At 71.6% G+C, this 24,777-nt stretch carries 24 protein-coding genes and 2 pseudogenes; 7 read left to right on the forward strand and 19 right to left on the reverse strand.

Annotated features, from left to right (window positions below):
* Positions 1-3: 3 nt before the first annotated feature.
* Positions 4-468: a GNAT family N-acetyltransferase gene (locus tag B072_RS0136675; protein ID WP_026246672.1), complete on the reverse strand. Its 465-nt coding sequence runs from the start codon at positions 466-468 to the stop codon at positions 4-6.
* An 84-nt stretch (positions 469-552) separates the two neighbouring features.
* A pseudogene (locus tag B072_RS47905) lies at positions 553-693 on the reverse strand (PLP-dependent aminotransferase family protein); the annotation flags it as partial.
* Here B072_RS47905 and B072_RS47105 point away from each other — a divergent pair.
* A pseudogene (locus tag B072_RS47105) lies at positions 682-825 on the forward strand (EamA family transporter); the annotation flags it as partial. The pseudogenes B072_RS47905 and B072_RS47105 overlap by 12 nt on opposite strands.
* Before the next feature lie 95 nt (positions 826-920).
* Positions 921-1,118 carry a DUF1918 domain-containing protein gene (locus B072_RS0136695; protein WP_018534972.1) on the forward strand — a complete coding sequence of 66 codons (198 nt, stop codon included), beginning with the start codon at positions 921-923 and terminating at the stop codon, positions 1,116-1,118.
* Here the strand turns inward: B072_RS0136695 and B072_RS0136700 are convergent.
* Entirely contained in the window at positions 1,109-2,317 is a 1,209-nt protein-coding gene (locus B072_RS0136700) for a glycoside hydrolase family 10 protein (protein ID WP_018534973.1), read from the reverse strand. The two genes, B072_RS0136695 and B072_RS0136700, sit on opposite strands and share 10 nt — an antisense overlap.
* 184 nt (positions 2,318-2,501) lie before the next feature.
* Between B072_RS0136700 and B072_RS0136705 the strand changes: the two genes are divergently transcribed.
* Positions 2,502-3,362 (forward strand): 3-hydroxybutyryl-CoA dehydrogenase, encoded by an 861-nt coding sequence (locus tag B072_RS0136705; protein ID WP_078506710.1) that lies wholly within the window; start codon positions 2,502-2,504, stop codon positions 3,360-3,362.
* Positions 3,363-3,560: 198 nt separating this feature from the next.
* Positions 3,561-3,818 (forward strand): hypothetical protein, encoded by a 258-nt coding sequence (locus B072_RS0136710; RefSeq protein ID WP_018534975.1) that lies wholly within the window; start codon positions 3,561-3,563, stop codon positions 3,816-3,818.
* A gap of 19 nt (positions 3,819-3,837) precedes the next feature.
* Here B072_RS0136710 and B072_RS0136715 read toward each other — a convergent pair whose 3' ends face one another.
* From B072_RS0136715 to infC, 10 genes are all read right to left on the reverse strand, one after another.
* Complete coding sequence (locus B072_RS0136715; protein WP_026246673.1) at positions 3,838-4,368, reverse strand: NUDIX hydrolase; 531 nt, start codon at positions 4,366-4,368, stop codon at positions 3,838-3,840.
* 79 nt (positions 4,369-4,447) lie between these two features.
* The gene (locus B072_RS0136720; protein ID WP_018534977.1) at positions 4,448-5,788 is read right to left on the reverse strand and encodes a hypothetical protein; all 1,341 of its coding nucleotides are present in this window, start codon (positions 5,786-5,788) and stop codon (positions 4,448-4,450) included.
* Between the two features lie 260 nt (positions 5,789-6,048).
* A complete protein-coding gene (locus B072_RS0136725; RefSeq protein WP_018534978.1) occupies positions 6,049-7,071 on the reverse strand; it encodes a PP2C family protein-serine/threonine phosphatase in 1,023 nt (340 codons plus the stop codon).
* A gap of 293 nt (positions 7,072-7,364) precedes the next feature.
* Positions 7,365-9,887, reverse strand: coding sequence for a phenylalanine--tRNA ligase subunit beta (pheT, locus tag B072_RS0136730; RefSeq protein WP_018534979.1), 2,523 nt, complete (start codon positions 9,885-9,887; stop codon positions 7,365-7,367).
* Positions 9,887-11,023 carry a phenylalanine--tRNA ligase subunit alpha gene (gene pheS, locus B072_RS0136735; protein WP_018534980.1) on the reverse strand — a complete coding sequence of 379 codons (1,137 nt, stop codon included), beginning with the start codon at positions 11,021-11,023 and terminating at the stop codon, positions 9,887-9,889. Before pheS ends, pheT begins: the two co-directional genes overlap by 1 nt.
* A gap of 140 nt (positions 11,024-11,163) precedes the next feature.
* On the reverse strand, positions 11,164-12,303 hold the full coding sequence (locus B072_RS0136740) for a sensor histidine kinase (protein WP_026246674.1): 1,140 nt from the start codon (positions 12,301-12,303) through the stop codon (positions 11,164-11,166).
* A 57-nt stretch (positions 12,304-12,360) separates the two neighbouring features.
* The gene (locus tag B072_RS0136745; RefSeq protein WP_018534982.1) at positions 12,361-13,203 is read right to left on the reverse strand and encodes a TrmH family RNA methyltransferase; all 843 of its coding nucleotides are present in this window, start codon (positions 13,201-13,203) and stop codon (positions 12,361-12,363) included.
* 175 nt (positions 13,204-13,378) lie between these two features.
* Entirely contained in the window at positions 13,379-13,765 is a 387-nt protein-coding gene (rplT, locus tag B072_RS0136750; protein WP_006350245.1) for a 50S ribosomal protein L20, read from the reverse strand.
* 98 nt (positions 13,766-13,863) lie between these two features.
* Positions 13,864-14,058, reverse strand: a complete 195-nt coding sequence (rpmI, locus tag B072_RS0136755; protein ID WP_007829094.1) for a 50S ribosomal protein L35 — start codon at positions 14,056-14,058, stop codon at positions 13,864-13,866.
* A 123-nt stretch (positions 14,059-14,181) separates the two neighbouring features.
* Positions 14,182-14,877, reverse strand: coding sequence for a translation initiation factor IF-3 (gene infC, locus B072_RS0136760; RefSeq protein ID WP_078506702.1), 696 nt, complete (start codon positions 14,875-14,877; stop codon positions 14,182-14,184).
* Positions 14,878-15,234: 357 nt separating this feature from the next.
* On the opposite strand from infC, the gene B072_RS0136765 reads away from it, so the two are divergent.
* Entirely contained in the window at positions 15,235-15,600 is a 366-nt protein-coding gene (locus tag B072_RS0136765) for a DUF1844 domain-containing protein (protein WP_018534984.1), read from the forward strand.
* A gap of 9 nt (positions 15,601-15,609) precedes the next feature.
* Here B072_RS0136765 and B072_RS0136770 read toward each other — a convergent pair whose 3' ends face one another.
* A complete protein-coding gene (locus tag B072_RS0136770; protein WP_026246675.1) occupies positions 15,610-16,389 on the reverse strand; it encodes an SseB family protein in 780 nt (259 codons plus the stop codon).
* A gap of 96 nt (positions 16,390-16,485) precedes the next feature.
* On the opposite strand from B072_RS0136770, the gene B072_RS0136775 reads away from it, so the two are divergent.
* Positions 16,486-17,439, forward strand: a complete 954-nt coding sequence (locus tag B072_RS0136775) for a serine hydrolase (RefSeq protein WP_018534986.1) — start codon at positions 16,486-16,488, stop codon at positions 17,437-17,439.
* On the opposite strand, the gene mycP is transcribed toward B072_RS0136775, so the two are convergent.
* A complete protein-coding gene (gene mycP, locus B072_RS0136780) occupies positions 17,423-18,583 on the reverse strand; it encodes a type VII secretion-associated serine protease mycosin (protein ID WP_018534987.1) in 1,161 nt (386 codons plus the stop codon). The genes B072_RS0136775 and mycP overlap by 17 nt on opposite strands.
* Entirely contained in the window at positions 18,580-19,908 is a 1,329-nt protein-coding gene (locus tag B072_RS49505) for a hypothetical protein (protein WP_063746488.1), read from the reverse strand. The genes mycP and B072_RS49505 overlap by 4 nt, the downstream gene beginning before the upstream one ends.
* A 139-nt stretch (positions 19,909-20,047) precedes the next feature.
* Here B072_RS49505 and B072_RS0136795 point away from each other — a divergent pair, with 139 nt between their 5' ends.
* Entirely contained in the window at positions 20,048-21,250 is a 1,203-nt protein-coding gene (locus tag B072_RS0136795) for an amino acid deaminase/aldolase (RefSeq protein ID WP_026246677.1), read from the forward strand.
* Between the two features lie 54 nt (positions 21,251-21,304).
* On the opposite strand, the gene B072_RS0136800 is transcribed toward B072_RS0136795, so the two are convergent.
* Genes B072_RS0136800 through B072_RS0136810 form a run of 3 tightly spaced genes read right to left on the reverse strand, consistent with a single transcriptional unit; the run spans position 21,305 to position 24,770 of the window.
* Entirely contained in the window at positions 21,305-22,591 is a 1,287-nt protein-coding gene (locus B072_RS0136800; RefSeq protein ID WP_026246678.1) for a hypothetical protein, read from the reverse strand.
* Positions 22,592-22,624: 33 nt separating this feature from the next.
* Positions 22,625-23,407: a 3-oxoacyl-ACP reductase gene (locus tag B072_RS0136805; RefSeq protein ID WP_018534991.1), complete on the reverse strand. Its 783-nt coding sequence runs from the start codon at positions 23,405-23,407 to the stop codon at positions 22,625-22,627.
* Positions 23,400-24,770: an aldehyde dehydrogenase family protein gene (locus B072_RS0136810; RefSeq protein WP_018534992.1), complete on the reverse strand. Its 1,371-nt coding sequence runs from the start codon at positions 24,768-24,770 to the stop codon at positions 23,400-23,402. The genes B072_RS0136805 and B072_RS0136810 overlap by 8 nt, the downstream gene beginning before the upstream one ends.
* Positions 24,771-24,777 lie beyond the last annotated feature (7 nt).

Consider the following 24,777-nt stretch of genomic DNA (forward strand, 5'->3'; position numbering starts at 1 on the left):
GGGTCAGGAACGTACGGACCGGTCGTAGTAGTGCACCATCCACTGGCTCGGCTCCGGCAGTGGTTCGAAGCCGACCTGTGCGTACACCCCGTGCGCGGTGCTGGTGGCGAGCAGGATGCGCCGGACGCCGAACGGCTCCAGGTGGTCGCGGACCGCCGCGGCGAGCGCCTTGCCGAGCCCCTTGCCGCGCACGGACCGGTCCACGTACACGTCGCAGAGCCAGGCGAAGGTCGCGGAGTCCGTCACGACACGGGCGTAGGCGACCTGCTCCCCCGAAGCGGCTTCGTACGCGCCGAAGTTGAGGGAACCGGCGATCGCCGCGTCCTGCGTCTCGCGCGTCCGGCCCATCGCCCAGTACGCGTCGGTGGACAGCCAGTGGTGCACGCGGGCGGCGTCGATGCGTGTGGGGTCGAGGGAGATCTCGTACCCGGCAGGACGTTCCGTCGCAGGGAGTTCTGTAGCTGACATGCGGCGGATCGTCGCACGTCAGGGCCTGGCCGGTCGATCCGGTTTCCGCCCACCGGCCCGACAACCCCTCAGCCCCCCAGCCCGTCAGCCCGTCAGCTCGCGCCAGGCCTCCTCCAGGCGCCGCACCCCTTCCGTGATCTCCGCCGTCCCGGCCACCGCCACGAAGCTGAACCGGATGTACGGGGCCGGCGGCTCGGCCGCGAAGTACGGGCGGCCCGGCGCCACCGGCTCGCGCAGCCCCTGTTGACCCTCGTCTGGTCGGTGTTCCTGCTCGGCGAGACCCTGCCGGTCGCCGCACCCCTGACCGCGGCGGCGGTCCTGGTGTGCATCGCCGTCACCCAGCGGTCCCGCGGCTGAAGCCCCAGGGGCGCCAACTCCCTTTACCCGCCGTACACTTGCGGCAACTCACGGGCACGGCGAGATACCGAGACACGTCGAGGAGGTCACCCCTGATGCGCGCATCCGTAGGCGACCAGCTCCTGGTGCACGGCCGGATCGTCGGACAGCACGACCGGATCGCCCAGATCATCGAAGTACTCGGGGCGGACGGCGGTCCGCCCTTCCGGGTCCGCTTCGAGGACGGCCACGAGGCGATCATGTCGCCGGGCCCCGACGCGGTCGTACGGCACCCGCCCGGCCGTCAGGAGTAGTGGTCCGCCACCACGCGGGCCATCGCCCCGATCCGGTCCTCGCCGACCTCCTTGGCCGAGAAGAAGACGTGCCCGCGCACCTCGGGGAAGCCGCGCGCGTAGGTGAGGTGCCGGGACAGCTCCGCCGGGTCCTGCCACGCGGCGGGCTGCGCCGGATCGCCCGCCTTGTACAGGGCCTCGCCGATGTACAGCCGCACGTCCGTGCCCCGTACGACATCGGCCCACCAGGGCAGCAGCTTCGCGTAGTCGGCGGCCGCGAAGCCGATGTTCCAGTACACCTGCGGTGCCACGTAGTCGATCCACCCCTCGCGCACCCAGGTGCGGGTGTCCGCGTGCAGGTCGTCGTAGGTCTGCACCCCGGCGGTGGTGTCGGAGCCCTTCGGGTCGGTCGCCTTGTTGCGCCACACCCCGAACGGGCTGATCCCGAACCGCGCCGCGGGCCGCACCTTCTTGATGCGGCGCCCCGTCTCCCGTACGAGCCGGTCGATGTTGTCCCGCCGCCAGGCCGCCCGGTCCGGGAAGGCGCCGCCGTGCGCCGCGTACGCGGCGTCGTCGTCGAAGGTCTGCCCGGCCACCGGGTACGGGTAGAAGTAGTCGTCGAAGTGCACGGCGTCGATCGCGTACTTCTTCACCGCGTCCAGCATCGCGTCCTGCACGAACCGGCGGACCTCGGGCAGGCCCGGGTTGTAGTAGAGCTTCCCGCCGTACGGCACGACCCAGTCGGGGTGCAGGCGGGCCGGATGCGTGGGCACGAGCCGGCTCGGGTCGGTGTGGTTGGCGATGCGGTACGGGTTGAACCAGGCGTGCAGTTCGAGGCCGCGCCGGTGCGCCTCCCGCACCGCCGTGCCCAGCGGGTCCCAGCCGGGGTCCGCGCCCTGGGTGCCGGTGAGCACCTGGGACCAGGGCTCGTACGGGGACGGCCACAGGGCGTCGGCGGTCGGCCGCACCTGGAGGACCACCGCGTTCAGCCGGCGGCGGACCGCGGTGTCGAGGTGCGCGAGCAGTTCGGCCCGCTGCTCGGCGGCGGTGAGCCCGGCCCGCGACGGCCAGTCCCGGTTCGCGACCGTCGCCAGCCACATGCCCCGCAGATCGTGGCGGCGGGGCGGCGCGGAGCCCGCGGCGACCGCGTCCCCCGCCGTCGCGGCGGCCAGCGTCAGTGCGGCGCCCAGCGTGAAGGCGCGGCGTGAGATACGTCCCATGGATCCCCCCTCGTTCCCGTGTCACGGTGAGCCCGGGCTGAACAGCCGTTAACCCGGACTCCACCCCTCCCATGTCTACGGGGTAACGTGCAGATCCGGAACCCCCTGGAAGTGTTTCCAGAGCTCTGCTCCGGCAGCCCCGGAAGAGCGGACGAATAGCGAAAGGCACGAGGTGACGGACGCCTTGACTGACATCACACGCGTCGGAGTGGTGGGCTGTGGCCAGATGGGCGCCGGCATCGCGGAGGTCTGCGCCCGCAGCGGCCTGGACGTGATGGTCGCCGAGACCACCGGCGAGGCCCTGGAGATCGGCCGCACCCGGCTGCTCAACTCCCTGTCGAAGGCGGCGTCCCGCGGCAAGATCACCGAGGAGGAGCTGGCGACCACGCAGGCGCGCCTGACCTTCACCACGGATCTGGGCGAGTTCGCCGACCGTGACCTCACCATCGAGGCCGTCGTGGAGAACGAGCAGGTCAAGACGGAGATCTTCCAGGTCCTCGACCAGGTCGTGACGCGCCCGGACGCGATCCTCGCCTCGAACACCTCCTCCATCCCGCTGGTGAAGCTGGCCGTGGCGACGTCCCGCCCGGACCACGTCATCGGCATCCACTTCTTCAACCCGGCCCCGGTGCAGAGCCTCGTCGAGCTGATCCCGGCGCTGACCACGTCCGAGGGCACGATCAGCCGTGCCCAGGCGCTGGTGGAGAAGGTCCTCGGCAAGCACGCGATCCGCGCCCAGGACCGCTCGGGCTTCGTGGTGAACGCGCTGCTCGTGCCCTACCTCCTCTCCTCGATCCGGATGTTCGAGTCCGGCATCGCGAGCCGCGAGGACATCGACAACGGCATGGAGCTGGGCTGCGCCCACCCGATGGGCCCGCTGAAGCTCTCCGACCTGATCGGCCTCGACACGATCGCCTCGATCGCGGACTCGATGTACGCCGAGTACAAGGAGCCGCTGTACGCCGCTCCCCCGCTGCTGCAGCGGATGGTCGACGCGGGCCGACTCGGCCGCAAGAGCGGCTCGGGCTTCTACACGTACGTCTGATCGGCGACGCGCCTGATCACACTCCGTGTCCATGAGCGGGCCCGGTGTTCTTCGGAACACCGGGCCCGTTCGTTTCGCACGGGGTGCGCGCGGCTGACTCGCATATGCCCTCCGCACACGCTCCCGCCGCGCCCACCAGGCGAGTTGACTTCCGATGCGCGCAACACGGATGCGATGACTACAGAAAGGAGCGGACTCGTGACCACCGACCCGGAGCATCCCGTGGTCTCAGAAGAATTCGCAGAGTTACGCCGCGTCTTCGAGGTCGGACTGACCCGTATCGACGGTGAACTGGCCCTGCTGGCCCACCGCGACAACCAGAACGTCAAGGATCAGGACGACCTCAACGCGCGGATCACCGCACTGGAGAACACTCGCTGGCCTCTGCCCACGGTCGCCGCGCTGACCGCGGTCGGAGCCCTGGCCATCGCGGTGTGGCAGGCACTCGGGCGCTAGCGCCTGCCGTGGCGGGAGTTCAGCCGAGCCGGAGATGGTGGAGCAGCAGCAGTGCGGCCGCCATGTTGGCGGCCGGGACCTCTCCGCGGGCGATCATGTCGGGGACGAGCTTGAGATGGACCCACTCCCTGCGGTCCGACTCGAAGTCGTCCTGGGGGTGGCCGACGTACGTCGCCTCGTCGGCCCAGTAGATGTGGTGTCGGGCGTCCGTCAGACCGTTGGACGGTTCGACGCTCATCAGGTGCCGTAGCGGTCCCGGCCGCCACCCGGTCTCCTCCTCCATTTCCCTGGCGGCCGCGTACGCGATGTCCTCGCCGTCCTCGACGACGCCGGCCGCGAGTTCCCAGCCCCAGCTGTCGGTGATGAAGCGGTGACGCCACAGCAGGAGCACCTCGTCCGCCTCGTTGACCACCGTCGCGACCGCCACGGGGCGAAGGCGTATCAGGAAGTGGTCGAGGTGCTTGCCGTCAGGGAGTTCGACGTCTGCCAGATTGACGCTGAACCACCTGTTTTCATACACAGTTTGTTCGTTCAGTTTCGTCCACTGCACGGTTCTGCCACCTTCCATCGATTTGATGGCAATATCGCAGCAGCGGCGTGAACGAGCGCCCAGGCAAGAGGGGCAAGGCTCAGAGCGGTACGCGCAGCGCCCCGTCGATGAGTTCGGCGGCTTCGGCCGTGCCGGCACAGCCGCTGCGCACCAGGTGCTCGCGTACCGCCCGGAGTCTGTCGCGCAGGCGCTGGGATTCCATCCCCCGGGCGGCCTCGGCCATCTGGACCGCGGTCTCGACGGCCTGGTCGGTGTTGCCCTGTCTGAGCTGGATCTGGCTGAGCACGGCGAGCCGGTGGACGCGGCCGCGGTCGTGCGCGGGAGTGTGCACGGCCTCGGTGGCGTGCTCCTTGGCGCCCGCGTAGTCACCGAGGCTCAACAGGGCTTCCGCCACCTGTACGTTGACGAACCCGGGCTGCACGTACCCCGTCTCGTCCGGTTCGTGTCCGCGGCGGATCCGGTCGGCGGCGGACTCGGCACGCCGGATGCACTCCAGGGCGCTGGTGCCGTCGCCGAGGTGTGCGTACGACTTGGCCTGCATCGCGTACAGGTCCGAGGCGAGGGCGGGGGTGATGTGCCGCCCGGCGGCGCGCAGCGCGGCCTCCGCGAAGGCGACCGCCTGCCGGTACTCCCGCATGTGCAGCGACTGATTGACGAGGAGCGCTATGACGTACGCGCCGAGTCCCCGGTCACCGCTGGCCTTCGCGAGCCGCAGCGCCTGATGGAAGTAGCGCTGGGCGAGTCCGTGCGCGTCGGAGTCGTAGGCGCAGATGCCCGCGATGGCCACCAACCCGCCTGTGGCCCGGTGGAGATGACGGCCCGTCTCGTCCGTGTAGCTGCCGCGGAGCAGCGGCGCGGCCTCCGAGTTGAGGAAGCCGACGATGCGGATCCGGGTCGCGATGCCGCCCGCCTTGCGGTACATCTGCTCGTAGTGCGTCCGGGCCGAACGCATCATCTCCAGGTCGGCGAAGCTGACTTGGTGGCGCCCGCCGCGCGAGACGTCGTTGTCCTCGGGCGGGTTCTCCCACTCCCAGACGGGCATCACGGCCGGGGTGCCGGTGACGGCGGGGGCGTCGAGGATGTGCCGGCGCTGCTGCTGGTCGGAGCGCCACAGGGCGGTCGCCCGCTCCACGAAGCCGGACAGCGTCCCGTTGTGCGGGACGGCCGGTTCACCGGGGATGCCTAGGCCGATGTCGTCGAGCGTGACATGCCGCTGGAGCCGGGAGGCGAGCACCTCGCAGATCAGGTCGGGCACCTGGCCGCGCGGGCGCTGGCCCTTCAACCAGCGGGCCACGGCGGTGTGTTCGTACCTCAGGGCGAGCCCGCGGGCCCGGCCCGCCTGGTTCACATGGGCGGCGAGACCAGCATGGGAGATCCCGGCCTCGTCGAGAATCGCGTCGAGCAGGGTGTTGGGCTGCATGGATGCCCTCCGTTGGCTCGGTGCCGCCAGCCTAGTCGAGGCCGCTTCGCACGGGGTGTGATCGGAATGCTCAACTCCGTCCCCTGCGCGCTCTGTTGTGGCCGGTTTCATCCCGCTTGACTGAACTGCCTCGCAAGAGGCCGGCCGGGCCGTCGGCTCCCCCTCGTACAGTACGGCGGCCCGTCACCGCGTCGTCCGCCCGCTCGCCTGCCCACAACTCCGCGGCGGGCGGACGACGCGTCCCGGGACGGTGTGATGTGTCAGAGAACCTTGTGCGCGCTCAGGCCCACGGGCTCCCCGTGCTGCATCGGCACGCGCCTGCGGTCGTTGCGCAGGACCAGCAGGGCCGCGTCGTCGGCGGGCGAGCCCGCGACGTGGTCGAGCAGCTGCCCGTACACGCTGTGGATGACGGACTTCGGCACGATGGTCCGCAGCCGCACGGCCTCGATCAGCGCGGCCTGGAACGGAAAGAACCGGCCATGAGCGTCGCGGGCGTCCTCGATGCCGTCGGTGTGCAGCAGGAGCCCCTCCCCCGGCAGGATCCGCCCGCAGCGCACGGGCGTGAGCTCGGCGGGCAGCGGGAACGGTCCGAGCGGCGGCATCGGATCACCGCCGGTCATCGCCTCGACGCAGCGCACGGCACCGGGGCTGAGCCGGTACGGCCACGGGTGCCCGCAGTTGAGCGCGTAGACGGCGCCGTCCTGCCGGATCTCGAGGAGCAGGACGGTGACGAACTCCTCGGCGAGCGGGCTCTCGGGCTCGCCGCCCCCGGCGGCCGGATGCTCGTCACGCGAGCGCTGCCGCAGGTGCCGGGCGTGGGCGCGCTCCAGTCTCCGCAGCACGCAGCCGAGTTCGGCCTCGTCGTGGGCGGCCTCGCGGAAGCTGCCGAGGACGGCGCCGACGGTGGCGAGCGCGCCGAGTCCGTGTCCGCGGACGTCTCCCATGACGACCCGTACGCCGTGGTCGGTGGCCACGACGTCGTACAGGTCGCCGCCGATGCTGGCGCCGCGGTCGGCGGACAGTTGCCCCGCGGCGAGCGCGAGCCCGTCGAGCCGCGGCGGAGGTGGTCGAAGGAGCACGGACTGGGCGGCGCCCGCGACCGCCCTGATCTCCCTCAACTCCCGCATCAGGCCGTGTCGTACGTGGAGTATCAGCCCGGTCCCCACCACGAAGAAGACGGCACTGCTCACGATGCGCGCGCCCAGCCCGTTCTGCTGGGCGAGCGGGCAGGCCATCTTGTACGTGATGGCGACCGCGCCCCACACCGTGGGCAGCCCCAGCATCAGGGCGCGCCTGATGCGGCGGGGTTCGGCGCGAACTACCTTGCCGAGCCGTGAGCGCAGGCCGGTGCGGAGGGAGGTGGGGCGGGCTCGGGTGGGCGCCCTGGTCTTGGTACGAATCATGCCGACGGCCCCCTAGGCCCTGTTCAGCGGGCGCACCGGTCGGCCCGGCGGCCGCCTTGATTCTTGCGACCGATGCCCCGATCGGGCCAGATCACCGAGATTCCTCACTCGAACGAGTGAGGGGCGCACCCGGTGACCCGGGTGCGCCCCTCACGAGCGTCCTGCCTGCGCCGTTACGCGCCGCGCAGGACCGCGCCCATGTTCTCGGCGGCCTGCGCGACCGCGGTGTCGCGGGCGGCGCTGGCCTCCTCGACGGTCAGGGTGCGGTCGGTCGCGCGGAAGCGCAGCGCGTAGGCGAGGGACTTCTTGTCCTCGCCGAGCTGCTCCGCGTTCTCGTACACGTCGAACAGGCGGATGTCCTCGAGGAGTTCACCGGCGCCGAGTCGCAGCGCGTGCTCCACGGCGGCGGCCGGGACGTCCTTGTCGACGACGAGCGCGACGTCCTGGGTGGCCACGGGGAACGTGGAGATGCGCGGCGCCTGCAGGGCACCCTCGCTCGCCTGCTCCACGAGGTCGAGCTCCAGCTCCATCGCACTGGTGCGGGCGGGCAGTCCGAGCGCCTTGACGACGCGCGGGTGCAGCTCGCCGGCGTGACCGACCAGGGTCTTTTCCCCGTCGATGACCACGTACAGCGCGGCGCAGCGGCCCGGGTGCCACGGCTCGTGCTGATCCTGGTCGACGGCGAGCTCGACCCCGGCCTCACGGGCCACGGCGCGCGCGGCCTCGACGGCGTCGGCCCAGGTCGACGGGTGACCCTTGCCCCACCAGCCGGCCTGCTCGCGGGCGCCCGCGAGGACGACGGCGACGCGGCGCGGCTGACGCGGCAGCGCGGTGGTGAGCTCGGCGATCTCCTCGTCGGTCGGGCGACGGTCGACGGGCAGCCGGACGGCCTTGTGCTCGTCGCCGGTCGGCCGGAAGACCAGGCCCGTCTCGAAGAGCGCCAGATCGTGCGAGCCGCGTCCGTCGTTGCGGCGCAGCGCGCCGAGCAGGCCCGGCAGCAGCGTCGTACGGAGCGAGGGCTCCTCGTCGGAGAGCGGGTTGACCAGGTCGACGGTGACCCGGCGCGGGTCGTCGGCGGCCAGGCCCAGCTGGTCGAGGACGGCCTGCCCGATGAACGGGTAGTTCAGGGCCTCGACGTACCCGGCACCGGCCAGCGCACGGCCGACGCGGCGGTGCAGCCGCTGCCGCTCGGTGAGACCGCGGCCGGCCGGGGGCTTCGGCAGGGTGGAGGGCAGGTTCTCGTAGCCCTCGAGCCGGATGACCTCCTCGGCGAGGTCGTTCGGGTCGGTCAGGTCGGGGCGCCAGGACGGGACGGTGACGGTCAGGTCGTCCTGCCCGTACACGTCGCAGCCGACCTCCTGGAGGCGGCGCACGACGGTCTCGCGGCCGTACGCCACGCCCGCGACCTTGTCCGGGTGGTCCGCCGGGATCGTGATGGTGTGCGGGGCGCCCGGGGAGATGACCTCGGTGACACCTTCCTCGGCCGTACCGCCCGCGAGCAGCACGAGGAGGTCGACGACGCGCTGCGCCGCGGCGGACGCGGCCTGCGGGTCGACGCCGCGCTCGAAGCGCTTGGCCGCCTCGGAGGACAGCTTGTGACGGCGCGCGGCGCGGGCGATGGTGATCGCGTCGAAGTGCGCGGCCTCGATGACGACGTCGGTGGTCCCGGCGCCCTCAGCGTTGTCGGGGTGATCGGCGATCTCCGTGTTGGCGCCGCCCATGACACCGGCGAGGCCGATCGGGCCGCGCTCGTCGGTGATGACGAGGTCCTCGGCGTCCAGCGTGCGCTTCGTGCCGTCGAGGGTGGTGAGCTTCTCGCCCTGCTGCGCCCGGCGCACACCGATCGCGCCCTGGACGAGGGAACGGTCGTACGCGTGCAGCGGCTGACCGAGCTCCAGCATCACGTAGTTCGTGACGTCGACGGCGAGCGAGATCGGGCGCATGCCGGCCTTCTGCAGACGGCGCTGCAGCCAGATCGGCGAGCGGGCCTCGGGGCTCAGCCCGGTCACGGTGCGCGCGGTGAAGCGGTCGCAGCCGATGGGGTCGGCGACCTTGACCGGGTAGCCGTGCGCGTTCGGCGCGGGCACGTCCAGGAGGGCCGGGTCGCGCAGCGGGAGCCCGTACGCGGTGGCGGTCTCGCGGGCGATGCCGCGCATCGAGAGGCAGTAGCCGCGGTCCGGCGTGACGGCGATGTCGAGCACCTCGTCCACCAGCTCCAGGAGCTCGATGGCGTTGGTGCCGGCCTCGTACTCCGGCGGCAGCACGATGATGCCGTGCGTGCCGTCGTCGCCCATGCCGAGCTCGTCGCTGGAGCAGATCATGCCGTGCGAGGTCTTGCCGTACGTCTTGCGCGCGGCGATCGCGAAACCGCCGGGCAGCTCGGCGCCGGGCAGCACGACGACGACCTTGTCGCCGACCGCGAAGTTCCGGGCGCCGCACACGATCTCCTGCGGCTCACCGGTGCCGTTGGCGGTGCCGACGTCGACGGTGCAGAACCGGATCGGCTTCTTGAAGCCCTCGAGCTCCTCGATCGTCAGCACCTTGCCGACGACGAGGGGGCCCTTGAGGTCGGCGCCGAGCTGCTCGACGGTCTCGACCTCAAGCCCTACGCCGACCAGCTTGGCCTGCACGTCGCGGCCGGTCTCGGTGGCGGGGAGGTCGACGTACTCCCGCAGCCAGGAAAGCGGGACCCGCATCAGATCTCCATCCCGAACGGCCGGGTGAACCGGACGTCACCCTCGACCATGTCTCGCATGTCTTCGACGTTGTGGCGGAACATCAGCATCCGCTCGATGCCGAACCCGAAGGCGAACCCGCTGTACTTCTCGGGGTCCACACCGCAGGCCGTCAGGACCCGCGGGTTGACCATGCCGCAGCCGCCCAGCTCGATCCAGCCCTCGCTGCCGCAGGTGCGGCACGGACGGTCCGGGTTGCCGACGGACTCGCCGCGGCAGACGTAGCAGACCATGTCCATCTCGGCGGACGGCTCGGTGAACGGGAAGTAGTTGGGCCGCAGCCGCGTCTTCATGTCGTCGCCGAAGAGCGCCTGGACCATGTGGTCGAGGGTGCCCTTCAGGTCCGCCATGGTCAGGCCCTCGTCGATGGCGAGGAGCTCGATCTGGTGGAAGACCGGGGTGTGCGTGGCGTCCAGCTCGTCGGTGCGGAAGACGCGACCGGGGCAGACGACGTAGACGGGCGGCTCACGGTCGAGCAGCGCACGCGCCTGCACGGGCGAGGTGTGGGTGCGCAGGACGACACCGGACTCGTCGCCGACAGTCTTCTCGCGGCCCTCGGGACCGGCGACGAAGAACGTGTCCTGCATCTGCCGCGCCGGGTGGTCAGGCGTGAAGTTCAGGGCGTCGAAGTTGAACCACTCCGCCTCGACCTCGGGGCCCTCCGCGATCTCGTACCCCATGGACACGAAGACGTCCGCGACGCGCTCCATCATGGTGGTCAGCGGGTGGCGGGCGCCGGCCGGAGTGCGGTCGTAGGGCAGCGTGACGTCCACGGCCTCCTCGACCAGGACGCGCGCGTCGCGCTCGGCCTCCAGTTCGGCCTGGCGGGCGGCGAGGCCCCGGCCGACGGCCGCGCGGGCCTGCCCGACGAGCTTGCCGGCCGCGGCCTTGGCCTGCGGGGGCAGCGCGCCGATCTCGCGGTTGGCGAGCGACAGCGGCGACGTGCCGCCGGTGTGCGCGACCTTGGCCTCCTGAAGCGCCTCGAGCGAGTCCGCGGCGGCGAAGGCGGCGAGCGCCTCGTCCCGGGCCCGCTCGATCTCTTCCGGTTTCAGTGCCTCGACCTCGACAGGGTCGTACGACTTGTTCGGTGCCGACATCTCTTCCCGTGCTTCCGATTGGCGTGGCTGAGGGTCCCGCAGACGCGTTCGACGGCCGTCGAGTGGCAGGGACGCAAACGTGCCAAAGGACGAGTCTAACGGGGGTGACGTGTACGACTGCGCCCGTGGGGGCCCGGCGCTCAGCTGGTGAGATACGCGGGCGTCGCCACGGGCAACGTAAATCGGAACTCGGCGCCGCCGCCGGGCGCCCGCCCGACCGTGATGGTCCCGCCGTGGGCCTCGACGATGCCCTTGACGATGTACAGCCCGAGGCCCGTGCCGCCGCGCTTGCTGCCCCGCCAGAAGCGGGTGAAGACGCGGTTCATGGACTCCTCCGGGATGCCGGTGCCCTCGTCGCTCACCGTGACCGACGTGCCGACCGGCTCAGTGGGTGCGGCGGGTTCGATGGCAATGGTGACCGATCCTTCGCCGTGCCGCACGGCGTTTTCCAGCAGATTGCTGAGCACCTGGTCGACCTTGTCGGGGTCCGCCCACAGATCGGGCAGCGGCTGCTCCACCCGGAGCAGGAAACGGTCGGCCGCCTGCCCGGACGCCACATGGGCCTGGATGTGCCGGGAGACGGCGGCGCCGATGTCGACGGGCTGGCGCCGCACTTCGAGACGGCCCGAATCGATCCGTGAGATGTCGAGCAGTTCGGCGATCAGCCGCGTCACGCGGTTCGCGTCGGCGTCGACGGTCTCCAGCATCAGCCGCTTCTGCTCGTCGGTGAACCGCTCCCACTTCGCGAGGAGCGTGGCGGTGAATCCCTTGACCGAGGTCAGCGGGGACCGCAGCTCGTGGGCGACGGTGGCGATCAGCTCCGCGTGGCTGCGCTCGGTGCGGCGCCGGGCCTCGGTGTCGCGGATCGAGATGACGACGCGGCGCACGGGACCGGTCGGCCTGCCGCGCACATAGCGCGCGGTGACCAGGACCTCCCGCCCGCCGGGCAGCAGCAGGTTCCGCTCGGGCTGGCCGATGCGCGTGGCGAGTCCGCCGTACGGATCGGTCAGTTGCCACCAGCGGCGTCCTTCGAGGTCCTCCAGGGGCAGCGCGCGCTCCAGCGGCTCGCCGAGGGCACGCTCCCGCGGTACGGCGGTGATGCGCTCGGCGGCGGCGTTGAAGGAGACGACGCGGCCGCTCTCGTCGGCGACGACGAGTCCGTCGGGCAGTTCGTCGGGGTGCACTCCCAGGCCGGCGAGATCGTCGCGGTCACGCGGGGGCACGGTCGGTCCCCACCGTCCCCGCACTCCTCGCGAACTGCTCGTGCCGACGACGCTCATCTCCCCGTGTCCCACCTCTCGTCCCCATCCAGGACCAGGCCCGAGGTGGTCACCCTACTAGCTGTCCGTGACGGAACGGCACCCTCCGGGGGCGCGCTGTGCACGAGCGGAGGCGTACAGGCACACGGCGGCCGCCGTCGCGAGGTTGAGGCTCTCGGCCTTCCCGTGGATGGGGACGCGCACCACGGCGTCCGTCAGCGCGCGGGTCTCCTCGGGCAGTCCCCAGGCCTCGTTCCCGAAGACCCAGGCGGTCGGGGTGCCCATGGTCCCCTTGTCGAGCTCGTCGTCGAGGTCGTCGTCCCCCGCCCCGTCGGCGGCGAGGATCCGTACGCCCGCGTCCTTGAGCCCGGCGACGGCCTGCTCGACGGGCACGCCCATGGCGACCGGCAGATGGAACAGCGACCCCACGGAGGCGCGCACGGCCTTCGGGTTGTACAGGTCCACGGAGGCGTCGGTCAGGATCACTGCCTCGGCACCGGCCGCGTCCGCGCACCGCAGCACGGTCCCGGCGTTCCCGGGGTCGCGCACGTGTGCGAGTACGGCGACCAGCTTCGGCCGCGCCGCGAGGATCTCCTCGAACGGCGTGTCCAGGAACCGGCAGACCCCGACGAGCCCCTGCGGTGTCACCGTGGTCGAGATGTCGGCGATGACGCTCTCGTCGGCGAGGTGCACCCGGGCCCCGGCCTCACGGGCCTCGCCCACGATGTCGGCGTACCGCTCCGCGGCCTCGACGGTGGCGAACATCTCCACGAGCCCACCGTGCGCGGCGGCCTCCCGCACGGCCTGCGGCCCCTCGGCGAGAAACAGCCGCTCCTTCCCCCGGAAGTTCCGCTTACCGAGCCGCCGGGCGGCGGAGACGCGGGGCGACTTGGGAGAGATCAGCTCGGGGGCAGCAACCATGACAACTCACCTGGGGAAGAAGCGCCCCCGAAGGGGCGCGAGGAACGGCGCGACCAGCCACAGCCGGTCCGCACACGGCACACAACAGACGATGGCAGACGGGACACCGAACGCACTCGGACCCGCAAGCGGCAAGCTTGCGGGTCCGAAAATCACGTCCGGCTCAGCGGAGCGATCAGGCGGCAGCCTTCGGCGCGTTGACGTCCGCCGGAAGCGCCTTCTGCGCAACCTCGACCAGCGCGGCGAACGCGTTGGCGTCGTTGACGGCGAGCTCCGCGAGGATCTTGCGGTCCACCTCGATGTTGGCGGCCTTCAGACCCTGGATGAGGCGGTTGTACGTCATGCCGTTCTGGCGGGCAGCGGCGTTGATGCGCTGGATCCACAGCTGACGGAAGTCGCCCTTGCGCTTCTTGCGGTCGTTGTAGTTGTAGACCAGGGAGTGGGTGACCTGCTCCTTGGCCTTGCGGTACAGACGCGAACGCTGACCGCGGTAACCGCTGGCCTGCTCGAGGATCGCCCGACGCTTCTTGTGCGCGTTTACCGCGCGCTTGACGCGTGCCACTTTGTAACTCCTTGTAGCGGGGCCGGGGTTGTCGTCACCCGACCCGAATTCGAATAGGTCCCGGTCAGTCGATGCTCAGGGTGCGGGGCACCCGAGCATCACTTGCCGAGAAGCTTCTTGATCTTCTTGGCGTCGCCCGGGGCCATCTCGGCGTTGCCGGTGAGGCGGCGCGTCAGGCGCGACGACTTGTGCTCGAGCAGGTGGCGCTTGCCGGCGCGCTCACGGAGCACCTTGCCGGAGCCGGTGACCTTGAAGCGCTTGCTGGCACCGCTGTGCGACTTGTTCTTCGGCATAGCGCCGTTCTCTCCTCGTCAGTGGCGTTCCCGGCCGGTCCGTGCCTGGGGCGCGAACCGGCCGCGGGGGAACGTCAGTTGTGTCAGTTGGTATCCGTGGCGCACAGGCTGTGCGCCGGCGGATCATGCCTCGGCAGGAGCCTCGGCGGGGGCCTCGGCCGGAGCCTCGGCAGCTTCCTCGGAAGACAGGTCCTCGGCGGCGTTCTGCGACTTGCCGGGGTTGGCCTTCGCGTCGGCCTTGCGGGCGGCCTGCGCCTCGCGGGCCTCGGCCATGGCCTCGGTCTTCTTCTTGTGCGGGCCGAGAACCATGATCATGTTTCGACCGTCCTGCTTCGGGTTCGACTCGACGAAACCGAGGTCCTCGACGTCGTTCGCGAGACGCTGCAGCAGTCGGTAGCCGAGCTCCGGCCGGGACTGCTCGCGACCACGGAACATGATCGTGATCTTGACCTTGTCACCCTGCTTGAGGAACCGGACGACGTGACCCTTCTTGGTGTCATAGTCGTGCGGGTCGATCTTCGGCCGGAGCTTCATCTCCTTGATGACCGTGTGCGCCTGGTTCTTGCGCGCCTCACGGGCCTTCATGGCCGACTCGTACTTGAACTTCCCGTAGTCCATGAGCTTGCAGACAGGGGGACGGGCGTTCGCCGCCACCTCGACCAGGTCGAGGTCGTACTCCTGAGCGAGCTCAAGGGCCTTGGCAAGCGGAACAATCCCGACCTGCTCGCCGCTGGGACCGACAAGTCGCACTTCGGGAACGCGAATCCGGTCGTTGATGCGGGGCTCGGCGCTGATGGATCCTCCTCGGTAGCACCACACGACGGTCTGGCGGACCGCCGCGTACGTCTTTTACGTAAGTACCAACCGCGCCGGCGCACAAAAAATGCCCCGGACGGTACACATGGGGGGCTCCAAGAACTACCGGAGCACCGCCACGGTGTGACCGCGGGGCGCGCTATCGGACGGTTCCATCGTCCGTACGGAACGATGGGGACCGTCTGACCGGTGACCCGCCGCCCTTATGTGCCGGGCGGCCAGGTGGGAGATCGGAGCCTCCACTTGTGGGCCGGAACTCGCTGACTTTCGCAAGGGCGTGTCCGGCCGGTCGTTACACAAGGTTAGCAGCACTTGGGGGGTGCGCCCAACCGGGTGCACGGGCGGCATATCGTGTGACGCATGAGTGACACCACCCCTTCTTCTGTCGAAGCGCCTGACTACGACGCGCTGGCCCGTGACATCGCCGAGGTTCCGGCGGTCGAGGTCATCGTGACCGTCGCGGTGAACCTGATGAGTGCCGCCGCGGTGAAGCTGGGCCTCACCGAGGAGGGCGACGCCCACAAGGACCTCGACGAGGCGCGCAAGCTGATCCACGCCCTCGCCGGTCTGCTCGACGGCAGCGCGACCGAGATCTCGTCCTTCCACGCCGCGCCGCTGCGCGACGGGCTGAAGTCGTTGCAGCTCGCCTTCCGCGAGGCGTCGATCGTGCCCGACGAGCCCGGCCAGGGCCCCGGCGAGAAGTACACGGGCGCCGTCTACGGCTAGGGACGACGCTCAGCCACGTACGTAAAGGGGCTCGCCCGGAAGCGTGGCCTCGGCCGGCAGGAGTGCCAGGTCGAGGCCGCGCGCCAGGCGGGCCCTCAGTGTTTCGTCGGCCGCGATGCGGGCGGCCACCGCGCCGGCGGCCGCCTGGACGTCGGCCTCCGCGTCCACGACCAGGGCCAGCGTGCCGTCCGCCGGTCCCGGTCCCAGATATGCGCGGGACACCGCCGGCTCCGCCGCGACCGCCGCGCGGACCGCGTCCCTGACCGCCGGATCGGTCAGCGGGTCCGTGGTCGTGCGGCCCTCCGCGAGGGCGTACAGGGCGGGGCCCGTCAGCTCGTACGGGACCGGGCCCGCGAGGTCGAGGACGACCGTGTCGGCCTTCTCGTGGGCGGCGGCCTGGAGCGCCTGGTGCAGCGGGACGGCGACCGGGCGGGCCTCGGGGTCCCACAGGGCGAGGGACGCGGTGGAGGTGAAGGCGGGGAGCGCGGTGCGGTGGCCCGCCTTCAGGGTCGGGACCGCCATGTCGCTCGTCTTCTCGCGGCGCAGCCCGCCCACCCGTCTCCCACCACCGCCCTTGTTTCGAGCTTCGCGCCCCTCCTCGTTGCCCTCCTCCACCTCGCCGAGCACGGCGACGACGGGGACGAGGAGGCGGGCGCCCTTCAGTGCCTCCAGGACCGGGCCGTGGGCCGTGCGGTCCGCCGACCAGGCGGCCAGGGCCTCGGTCAGACGCGGGTCCGCGGTGCCGTCGTCGTCGGAGAAGCCGGGGTCGGGAATGTTCTTGTTCGCCACGTTCACCGACCCTACCGAGGTCACGGGCGCGGGTTCTCAGCGGACCCTGAGCCGGGCCTCATGGTCCCCACAGGACGCGGTCGCACCATCGGCCGCATGTCCCCCGGATCCCGTGGTTCCCGGCGCCGTGAGCGGAGTCGGCGGCCTGTCCTGTACGCGGCCGTCGCGTCCTCGGTGCTCCTCGCCGGTACCGCCGCCACTACCGTCTACGTGAAGGCGCAGGCGCACGACGCGACCGCGCTGGTGTCGCACGCGTCCGCTGCCGCTGGAGGTCCGTCCGTGTCGCCCTCGTCGTCGCCGTCCGCCTCGCCCACCGTCGACCCGGACGCCCTGCTCGCCGAAGCACTGAAGGGCCGGGACGGGACCTTCTCCGTCGCCGTGCTCGACGTGGCGGACGGAACGAGTGCCGCGTACAGCTCCGGCGAGGACGACAGGACGTACGACACCGCCAGCATCGTGAAGGTCGACGTTCTCGCCGCGCTGCTGCTCCGGGCCCAGGACGAGGGGCGGTCGCTGACCGGCCAGGAGAAGGCGTACGCCGCCGCGATGATCGAGAACAGCGACAACTCGGCGACCACCGCGGTGTGGGACATCATCGGCGGGGCCGACGGGCTCGACGCCGCCAACGAGCGGCTCGGGCTCACCGGGACGACCGGTGGCGACGGCCCGCTGTGGGGGCTCACACAGACCACCGCGGCCGATCAACTCGCTCTGCTGCGTCAGGTGTTCGGGGTGGCGGGCGACAGCGATCAGGTGCTGGACGCGTCCTCGCGCGCGTACGTCGAGGAGCTGATGGGCAACGTCGAGTCCGATCAGCGATGGGGGGTGTCCGCCGCCGGTGACGGCGACGGTCTCGCGCTCAAGAACGGGTGGCTGCGGCGCAGCACGACCGGGCTGTGGGACATCAACAGCGTCGGCCGGGTGACCGTCGACGGGAAGCGGTACCTGGTGGCCGTGGTCTCCGACGGGAGCGCCACCAAGGACGCGGGGATCTCGCTGGTCGAGGCCGTGGCGAAGGCCGCGGTGCCGGTGGTCAGCGGCGCCGCGTGAGGCGGTGGCCGCGCCACAGGTAGACGGCCGCGCCGACCAGGACGACGCCGAGACCGCCCGCCACCAGGCCGACCCAGGTGGCCTGACCCTCTTCGTCCGGGTCCGCGGGGCCGTCACCGAAGTACTTCTCGCCGTACGCGGCCGAGGTCAGGGTCTCCGGCTTGAGCTTGCGGGCCGCCGTGATCGCCGCCGCCGGGTCGACCATGCCGAAGCCGCGGGAGTCGTCCCGGCCGCCGTCCGGCGGGTCCTGCGCGGTGCCCTCGACGAGCTGCTTGATCTGGGCCGGGGTCAGGCCCGGGTGCGCGGCGCGGATCAGGGCGACCGCGCCGGAGACGAACGCCGAGGCGGCGCTGGTGCCCCAGGCCGAGTAGTACTTGCGGTCGGGGTCGGCGGTGACGATGCCGCGGCCGGGGGCGGCGACCGTGGCGTACCAGCGGCGGGTGGAGAACGAGGCGCGGGTGCCGGTCGCGTCGACGGCGGTGGCCGTGATGACGCCCGGGTAGGCGGCCGGGTAGGAGATGTGGTCGCCCTTCTCGCCGCCGTTGCCCGCCGAGGCGACGACGGAGACGCCCTTCTTCAGGGCGTACTGGATGGCGTCGTCCTCGCTCGCCTCGGCGTGGGCGGTGGACGAGTCGTCGCCGAGGGAGAGGTTGATGACGTCGGCGCCGTGGTCGGCGGCCCAGCGGATGCCGTCGGCGAGCGCGTTTCCGCGGGTCTCGCGGGCCTTGGCGCGGGACGAGTCGCCGTCCTCCAGGATCACGCGGACGGGCAGGATCTTCGCTTCCGGGGCCACGCCCATGACGCCGTCGCCGTGGTCCTTGCCGTGGCCGTGGCCCGCGATGACACTGGCGATGGCGGTGCCGTGCCGGGCCCAGGGACGGTCGCCGCGCTCGGCGCCGAAGCCGATGAGGTCCTTGCCCGCGAGCACGTTGCCCGTCAGGTCCGGGTGTTCGTCGTCGACGCCCGTGTCCAGGACGGCGACGGTGATGCCCTTGCCCTTCGTGGTGTGCCAGGCCTCCTGCGTGTGCAGGGCGGTGAGGCCCCACTGCTGGGCGCGGACCGAGTCGGCGTGCGCGGCCGTGGCGGGGAGCAGGGTGAGCGTCGCGGCCGTCGTGAGGATCGCGAGCCGGTGTCGGCGGTTCATGACGGCTGCTCCGTGGACTGCTTCTGGACCGCCTTGCGCAGGCCCCGCTCGATCCGGTCGGCGATGCCCTGGGCCTCGTGGCCGAGTCCCGCCTGGGCGGGGGCGGTGGTGGCGCCCGACTTCATGGCGTCGGCGGCGGGTTGGGGGTCGGAGACGGTGCGGCCGTCGGCGAAGCCGGAGACCGCGTAGACCACGACGGGGGCGTCGGTCAGGACGTTGATGGTCCAGGACGCGCGCTGGGCGTCGCCGAAGTCAGCGGCGGCGGTGCCCTTGGCGGCGTACGGGCGGGGCATGAGGTCGGCGCGCCGGTCCAGGCCCTGTTCGGTGAAGCGGGTGCGCAGCGTGCTGGTCGCCTCGACGTCGGCCCTGGTGAACATCAGGCCGACGGTGGTGACGTTGCTCTGGGTCGAGTCGGTGTACGTGGCGCGCAGCAGGCGCAGGCAGCCCGCGGGGCTCAGGGCCTTGTGCAGCAGCGGGTCGAAGGCGTCCTTGCAGCCGCTGTCGGGGGCGACGGCGATCCGCGTCCAGGTGCGGTCGGCGCCGCCGGGGCCCGCGCCCTCGCCCTTCAGGGTGGGCGGGAACAGCCGGTCGACGGGGATGCTGTGCCACAGCTCGCCCGCCTCGCGGTAGGCGCTCTGCGCGGACACGGTGCCGTCTCCGTCGTCGCCGGTGAGAAGGGAGCCGGTGGTGGCGCCGCCGAGCAGGCCGAGGCCCAGCACGAGGCAGGCCGCGGCCGCGGCGGCCCGGGGCGCGAGGCGGGCGCCGATGGGGCGCAGCCTCGTAGTGCTGTCGTCGTAGTGCTCGGGGCGGGCGAACCGCACGAAGGGCCGGCCGGTCGTGCCCGGGAGGGGGGTGAGGTCGACGGTGCCGACGGGCCTGCGGGGGGCTGTGGTTGGCGGGGCCGGCGGGATCGGTGGTGCGGCGGGTGCCGGTGGTATCGGCGGTGCCGGCGGGATCGGGCGCAGGCGGGTGGTGGTTTCGGCGGGACGCGGCGTCGGGACCTCGGGGGGCAGGGGGCCCGGGTGTGCCGTGGGGCGGGGGGCCTTGACGCCGTGGGCGGTTGCCGAGGTGCCGGCGGGTGACGCGCCGTCGCCGTTCGTCGCCTCGGCCCTCGCCTCGCGCCTGGCGGGGCGCAGCACCGTGGTCGGGGGCGAGTCCGGGAGGCGGGAGGACGGGGCCGGCGCCGGGGGCGCGGTCGGCAACGGCGGGGCCGCGTCCGGGCGTTCGGCCGCGGGCTCCTGCGCGGGGCGGGGCGGAACGGCGGTCTCCGGAGGGCGGGGCGGGAGGGGAGGGAGGGGAGGGACGCGTCGCGCTTCCGTGCTCATGCCTCCCCGTTTCCTCAGCCTGCTTGCGCGTCACTCTAACGGGCTCGGCCACGTACCGGAGGATTCAGTCCACGTGCTCGGCCGATCTGCCCGGAACGTCCCCCTACCCTGCGGTAATCGTGTCTGGCAGGCTGCGGTCATGACACCCCGTGCAGCCGATCGCGCCCGCTTCGACCGGGCCACCGCTCATCTCGACGCCCCTGTGGCGATCGTCGACCTGGACGCTTTCGACGCGAACGCCGACGACCTGGTGCGACGCGCGGGCGGGAAGCCGATCCGGGTGGCCAGCAAGTCCGTGCGCTGCCGGGCGCTGCTCGAGCGGGTGCTGGCGCGGCCGGGGTTCGCCGGGATCATGTCGTTCACGCTGGCCGAGTCGGTCTGGCTGGCCCGGTCGGGGTTCGAGGACATCCTCCTGGCCTATCCGTCGGCCGACCGTGCCGGGTTCGCCGAGCTGGCGCACGACCCGAAGCTGGCCGCCGCGGTGACCGTCATGGTCGACGATCCCGCGCAGCTGCGGCTCATCGACGAGGCCCGGGACGGCGGCGGTGAGGACATCCGCGTCTGTCTGGAGCTCGACACGTCGTGGCGGGTGCTCGGCGGCCGGGTGCGGGTCGGCGCGCTGCGCTCGCCGCTGCGTACCCCGTCCCAACTCGCCGATCTGGCACGGGTCGTGGCCCGGCGGCCCGGGTTCAAGCTCGTGGGCATCATGGCGTACGAGGGTCATGTGGCCGGGGTCGGCGACGCGATCGCGGGACGGCCGGTACGGTCGCGGGCGATCCGGCTGATGCAGGCCGCCGCCCGCAAGGAACTGGCCGCGCGGCGCGGCGAGGTGGTGCGGGCCGTGCGCGCGGTGGCCCCGGACCTGGAGTTCGTGAACGGCGGCGGAACCGGCAGCGTGCAGCACACGGCGGCCGAGGACGCCGTCACCGAGATCGCGGCCGGTTCGGGGCTGTACGTCCCGCGGCTCTTCGACAACTACACGTCCTTCAGCGGGCGTCCGGCCGCGCTGTTCGCGCAGCCCGTGGTGCGTCGCCCCGGGGTGGGCGTGGTGACGGTGCTGGGCGGCGGGTATCCGGCGTCCGGTGCCGCGGGCGCCGACCGGCTCCCGGTGCCGTATCTGCCGGAGGGCCTGCGCTACGACTCCCAGGAGGGGCCCGGCGAGGTGCAGACGCCGCTCATCGGCGCGCCCGCGGACGATCTGCTCATCGGCGACAAGGTGTGGTTCCGGCACGCGAAGGCCGGGGAGCTGTGCGAGCGGTTCGAGGTGCTGCATCTCGTGTCCGGGGACACCGTGACCGAGACGGTGCCGACGTACCGGGGCGAGGGCTACACGTTCCTGTAGCCCCCGCCCGGCGTCGGATCGGTCGGATCGGTCGGATCGGTCGGATCGGTCGGATCAGTGGATGGAGTCCACCTGGTCGGGGACGACCGAGCCGTCGTCACGCAGGAGCGGTCCGAAGCCGCCTTCCGGCTTGTTGTAGGCGGCGGTCGAGCAGGGGTACGTCCCCGTCTTCTGCGGCAGCGGCTCGATGAACATCGGGTTGGCGACCCAGCGTCCGTCGGCGTTGTCGTAGGCCCGGCACATGATCTCGTTCTTGTTCCGGTTGAGCACGAGGTGTGCGCCGGTGGCGTCGCCGACGAAGGTCACGTCGGTGTCGGCGTCACCGCCGCCGAGGGCGATGCGCTGGTGCCAACTCTGCTTGTTCCAGGCGGCCTTGCCCTTGACACCGTAGATGTCCTGGTTGATCCAGCAGCGCTTGCCGTCGATGTACGGGATGGCCTCGCCCTGGGTGCGGCCGGTGCCGCCGCAGCCTTCGTTGTACGTGGTGATGCGGCCCTTGCGGTCGAGCACGGAGCGGATCGCGATGGTGTGCTTCCGGTCGATGCCCACGCCCTTCGACCAGACCTCCGTCACCGGCTCGGACCCCGCGGACACGATGTAGACGTCGAATCCGGCCTTCTGCAGCGTCCGGATGAGGTCGCGCTGCTGGTCGTAGTAGCGGACGTAGCCGGGGATGGTGTGCGTGCCGAGCTTCTGGGTGGCGCCGACGGGCGCGGCGAGGGCCTCCTTGCGGGCGGCGGCCGCGTAGGACTCCAGCTCGGGGACCGTGTGGCCGGCGAACAGCTGCGGCACCCAGGCGTACTGGGGCACCGTCCAGCGGTGGTTCCAGTCGCCGGCGAACGCGGCGGCGCCGCTCATGGTCTTGCCGGACTCACGGATGTTGAAGATCTCGTCCGTGCAGTCGGTGTCGGTGGAGGTGGGCAGCGGGGAGCCGACGGGGACGGCGGTGCCGCAGGCGGCGGTGAGCGCCTTGTCGGCGTCGTCGGTCATCCACTTGCTGGACTTCTTCCAGCTCGCTGGCCGCAGGATCTTGTCGTGCTTGAGGGCCCAGGCGATGGTGGCGTCGGTGACGTCGTTCTTGGAGACGGTGTTGTCCCAGTCGAACGCGGCGACGGGGCGCGGGCCGTGCTGACCGTTGCAGGTCCCGCGCTCGTCGATCATCTTCTGGAGTCGGTCCCGGTTCTCCCCGTACCACGGCAGCTTCTTCGAGAGCTGCGGGCACCTTCCGGAGCCGGACCCGGTGGACGCGGACGTGGCGGCGGCCGCAGGAGAGACAAGAGCCGTGGCCACCAGGGCGGTGACCACGGCCGAAGTCCACGCGGCAACATCTCTGTTACGCATGTCTCGGGACCGTACACCTACATGACGCGTCCCCTACAGAGGCGTGACGTAGGCGCCCGAGATCCCGCCGTCCACAAGGAAGTCGGAGGCGTTGACGAAGGAGGAGTCGTCGCTGGCCAGGAAGGCGACGGCGGCCGCGATCTCGTCCGCCTCCGCGAACCGGCCGACCGGAATGTGCACGAGGCGGCGCGCCGCCCGCTCGGGGTCCTTGGCGAACAGCTCCCGCAGCAGCGGGGTGTTGACCGGTCCGGGACACAGGGCGTTGACCCTGATGCCCTCGCGGGCGAACTGCACGCCGAGCTCGCGGGACATGGCGAGCACGCCGCCCTTGGACGCCGTGTACGAGATCTGGGACGTCGCCGCGCCCATCCGGGCCACGAACGAGGCGGTGTTGATGATGGAGCCCTTGCCCTGTTCCCGCATGTAGGGGATGGCGGCCTTGCAACACAGGTACACGGAGGTGAGGTTGACGTCCTGGACGCGCTTCCACGCCTCCAGGCCCGTGTCGAGGATCGAGTCGTCGTCGGGCGGGGAGATGCCGGCGTTGTTGAAGGCGATGTCGACGGAGCCGTAGGTGTCGTAGGCCGTCTTGAAGAGGGCCTCGACCTGTTGGGCGTCGGTGACGTCGACCTTCACGAACGTGCCGCCGACCTCCTCGGCCGCCTTCTTTCCCGCGGTCTCGTCGATGTCGCCGCAGACGACGTGCGCGCCCTCGGAGGCGAGGCGGCGGGCGGTGGCGAGGCCGATGCCGCTGCCGGCGCCGGTGATGACGGCGGTGCGGCCGACGAGACGGCGGCAGATGATTCCTTCAGTCACTGTGCGGGTCCTCCGTGCTGATGAAGACGTTCTTGGTCTCGGTGAAGGCGGCCAGCGCGTCGGGGCCCAGTTCGCGGCCGATCCCGGACTGCTTGTATCCGCCGAACGGGGTCCAGTAGCGCACGCTGGAGTGCGAGTTGACGGAGAGGTTGCCCGCGCGGACGGCTCCGGCGACGCGCAGGGCGCGGCCCACGTCGCGGGTCCACAGGGAGCCGGACAGTCCGTAGGCCGTGTCGTTGGCGAGCCGGACCGCGTCCGCCTCGTCGGTGAACGGGAGCAGGACCGCGACCGGCCCGAAGATCTCCTCCCGCGCCGCGGGCGCGTCGGGCGCCTGACCGGTGAGCACGGTCGGCGGGAACCAGAAGCCGGGCCCGGCCGGGGCACTCCCCCGGATCGCGGCGGCGTCCTCCGGAACCAACTCCCGCACCCGGTCGAGCTGCTGACGGGAGATCAGCGGTCCCATCTGGCTCTTCTCGTCGGCCGGGTCACCCACCACCACGGCCCGCACCGCCGCCGCGAGCAGCTCGGCGTACTCCTCGTACACCGACTCCTGTACGAGGATGCGGGTGCGGGCGCAGCAGTCCTGGCCCGAGTTGTCGAGGAACGCGAAGGGGTCGGCGGCGGCACCGAGGTCGGCGTCGGCGAAGACGATGTTCGGGCTCTTGCCGCCGAGTTCGAGCGTGACGGGCTTGATGAGGGCCGCGCACCGCTCCATGACCTCGCGTCCGGTGCGGGTGGACCCCGTGAAGGCGATCTTCGCGACGTCCGGGTGCTCGACGAGGGCGCGGCCCGCGATGTGCCCGTGGCCGGGCAGCACCTGGAAGATGTCCTCGGGCAGGCCCGCCTCCAGGGCGAGTTCGGCGAGGCGGAGCGCGGTGAGCGGGGTGGTCTCGGCGGGCTTCAGGATCACCGCGTTGCCCGCCGCGAGCGCGGGTGCGGAGCTCCAGCCGGCGATGGGCATCGGGAAGTTCCAGGGCGCGATGACGCCGACCACACCGAGCGGTTCGCGGAAGGTGACGTTCCAGCCGCCGGGGACCGGGATCTGCTGCCCGGTGAGGCGCTCGATGCCGCCGGAGGCGTACTCCAGGAGGTCCCGGAAGTTGCCCGCCTCCCAGCGGGCGTTGCCGATGAGGTGGCCGGCCTCGCGCACCTCGATGAGGGCCAGCTCCTCGACGTGCGCGTCGACGGTGTCGGCGAAGCGGCGCAGCAGGCGGGCCCGGTCGGCGGGGGCGGCCGCGGCCCAGGCGCGCTGGGCGACGACGGCGCGTGCCACGGCGCGGTCGACGTCGGCGGCATCGGCCGCCGGGACGGTCGCGACGACCTCTTCGGTCGCCGGGTTCAGTACGTGGAGCAGCTCGGTCAACGGGCGA

This window comes from Streptomyces sp. HmicA12 (genome assembly GCF_000373565.1).
Classification (GTDB): domain Bacteria; phylum Actinomycetota; class Actinomycetes; order Streptomycetales; family Streptomycetaceae; genus Streptomyces.

Bases quoted from the DNA above. Each gene is read 5' to 3' on its own strand.
- B072_RS0136675 (WP_026246672.1), bottom strand. From the start codon at position 468: ATGTCAGCTACAGAACTCCCTGCGACGGAACGTCCTGCCGGGTACGAG.
- B072_RS0136695 (WP_018534972.1), top strand. From the start codon at position 921: ATGCGCGCATCCGTAGGCGACCAGCTCCTGGTGCACGGCCGGATCGTC.
- B072_RS0136700 (WP_018534973.1), bottom strand. From the start codon at position 2,317: ATGGGACGTATCTCACGCCGCGCCTTCACGCTGGGCGCCGCACTGACG.
- B072_RS0136720 (WP_018534977.1), bottom strand. From the start codon at position 5,788: ATGCAGCCCAACACCCTGCTCGACGCGATTCTCGACGAGGCCGGGATC.
- B072_RS0136725 (WP_018534978.1), bottom strand. From the start codon at position 7,071: ATGCTGGGGCTGCCCACGGTGTGGGGCGCGGTCGCCATCACGTACAAG.
- pheT (WP_018534979.1), bottom strand. From the start codon at position 9,887: ATGCGGGTCCCGCTTTCCTGGCTGCGGGAGTACGTCGACCTCCCCGCC.
- pheS (WP_018534980.1), bottom strand. From the start codon at position 11,023: ATGTCGGCACCGAACAAGTCGTACGACCCTGTCGAGGTCGAGGCACTG.
- B072_RS0136740 (WP_026246674.1), bottom strand. From the start codon at position 12,303: ATGAGCGTCGTCGGCACGAGCAGTTCGCGAGGAGTGCGGGGACGGTGG.
- B072_RS0136745 (WP_018534982.1), bottom strand. From the start codon at position 13,203: ATGGTTGCTGCCCCCGAGCTGATCTCTCCCAAGTCGCCCCGCGTCTCC.
- rpmI (WP_007829094.1), bottom strand. From the start codon at position 14,058: ATGCCGAAGAACAAGTCGCACAGCGGTGCCAGCAAGCGCTTCAAGGTC.
- B072_RS0136765 (WP_018534984.1), top strand. From the start codon at position 15,235: ATGAGTGACACCACCCCTTCTTCTGTCGAAGCGCCTGACTACGACGCG.
- B072_RS0136775 (WP_018534986.1), top strand. From the start codon at position 16,486: ATGTCCCCCGGATCCCGTGGTTCCCGGCGCCGTGAGCGGAGTCGGCGG.
- mycP (WP_018534987.1), bottom strand. From the start codon at position 18,583: ATGAACCGCCGACACCGGCTCGCGATCCTCACGACGGCCGCGACGCTC.
- B072_RS49505 (WP_063746488.1), bottom strand. From the start codon at position 19,908: ATGAGCACGGAAGCGCGACGCGTCCCTCCCCTCCCTCCCCTCCCGCCC.
- B072_RS0136795 (WP_026246677.1), top strand. From the start codon at position 20,048: ATGACACCCCGTGCAGCCGATCGCGCCCGCTTCGACCGGGCCACCGCT.
- B072_RS0136800 (WP_026246678.1), bottom strand. From the start codon at position 22,591: ATGCGTAACAGAGATGTTGCCGCGTGGACTTCGGCCGTGGTCACCGCC.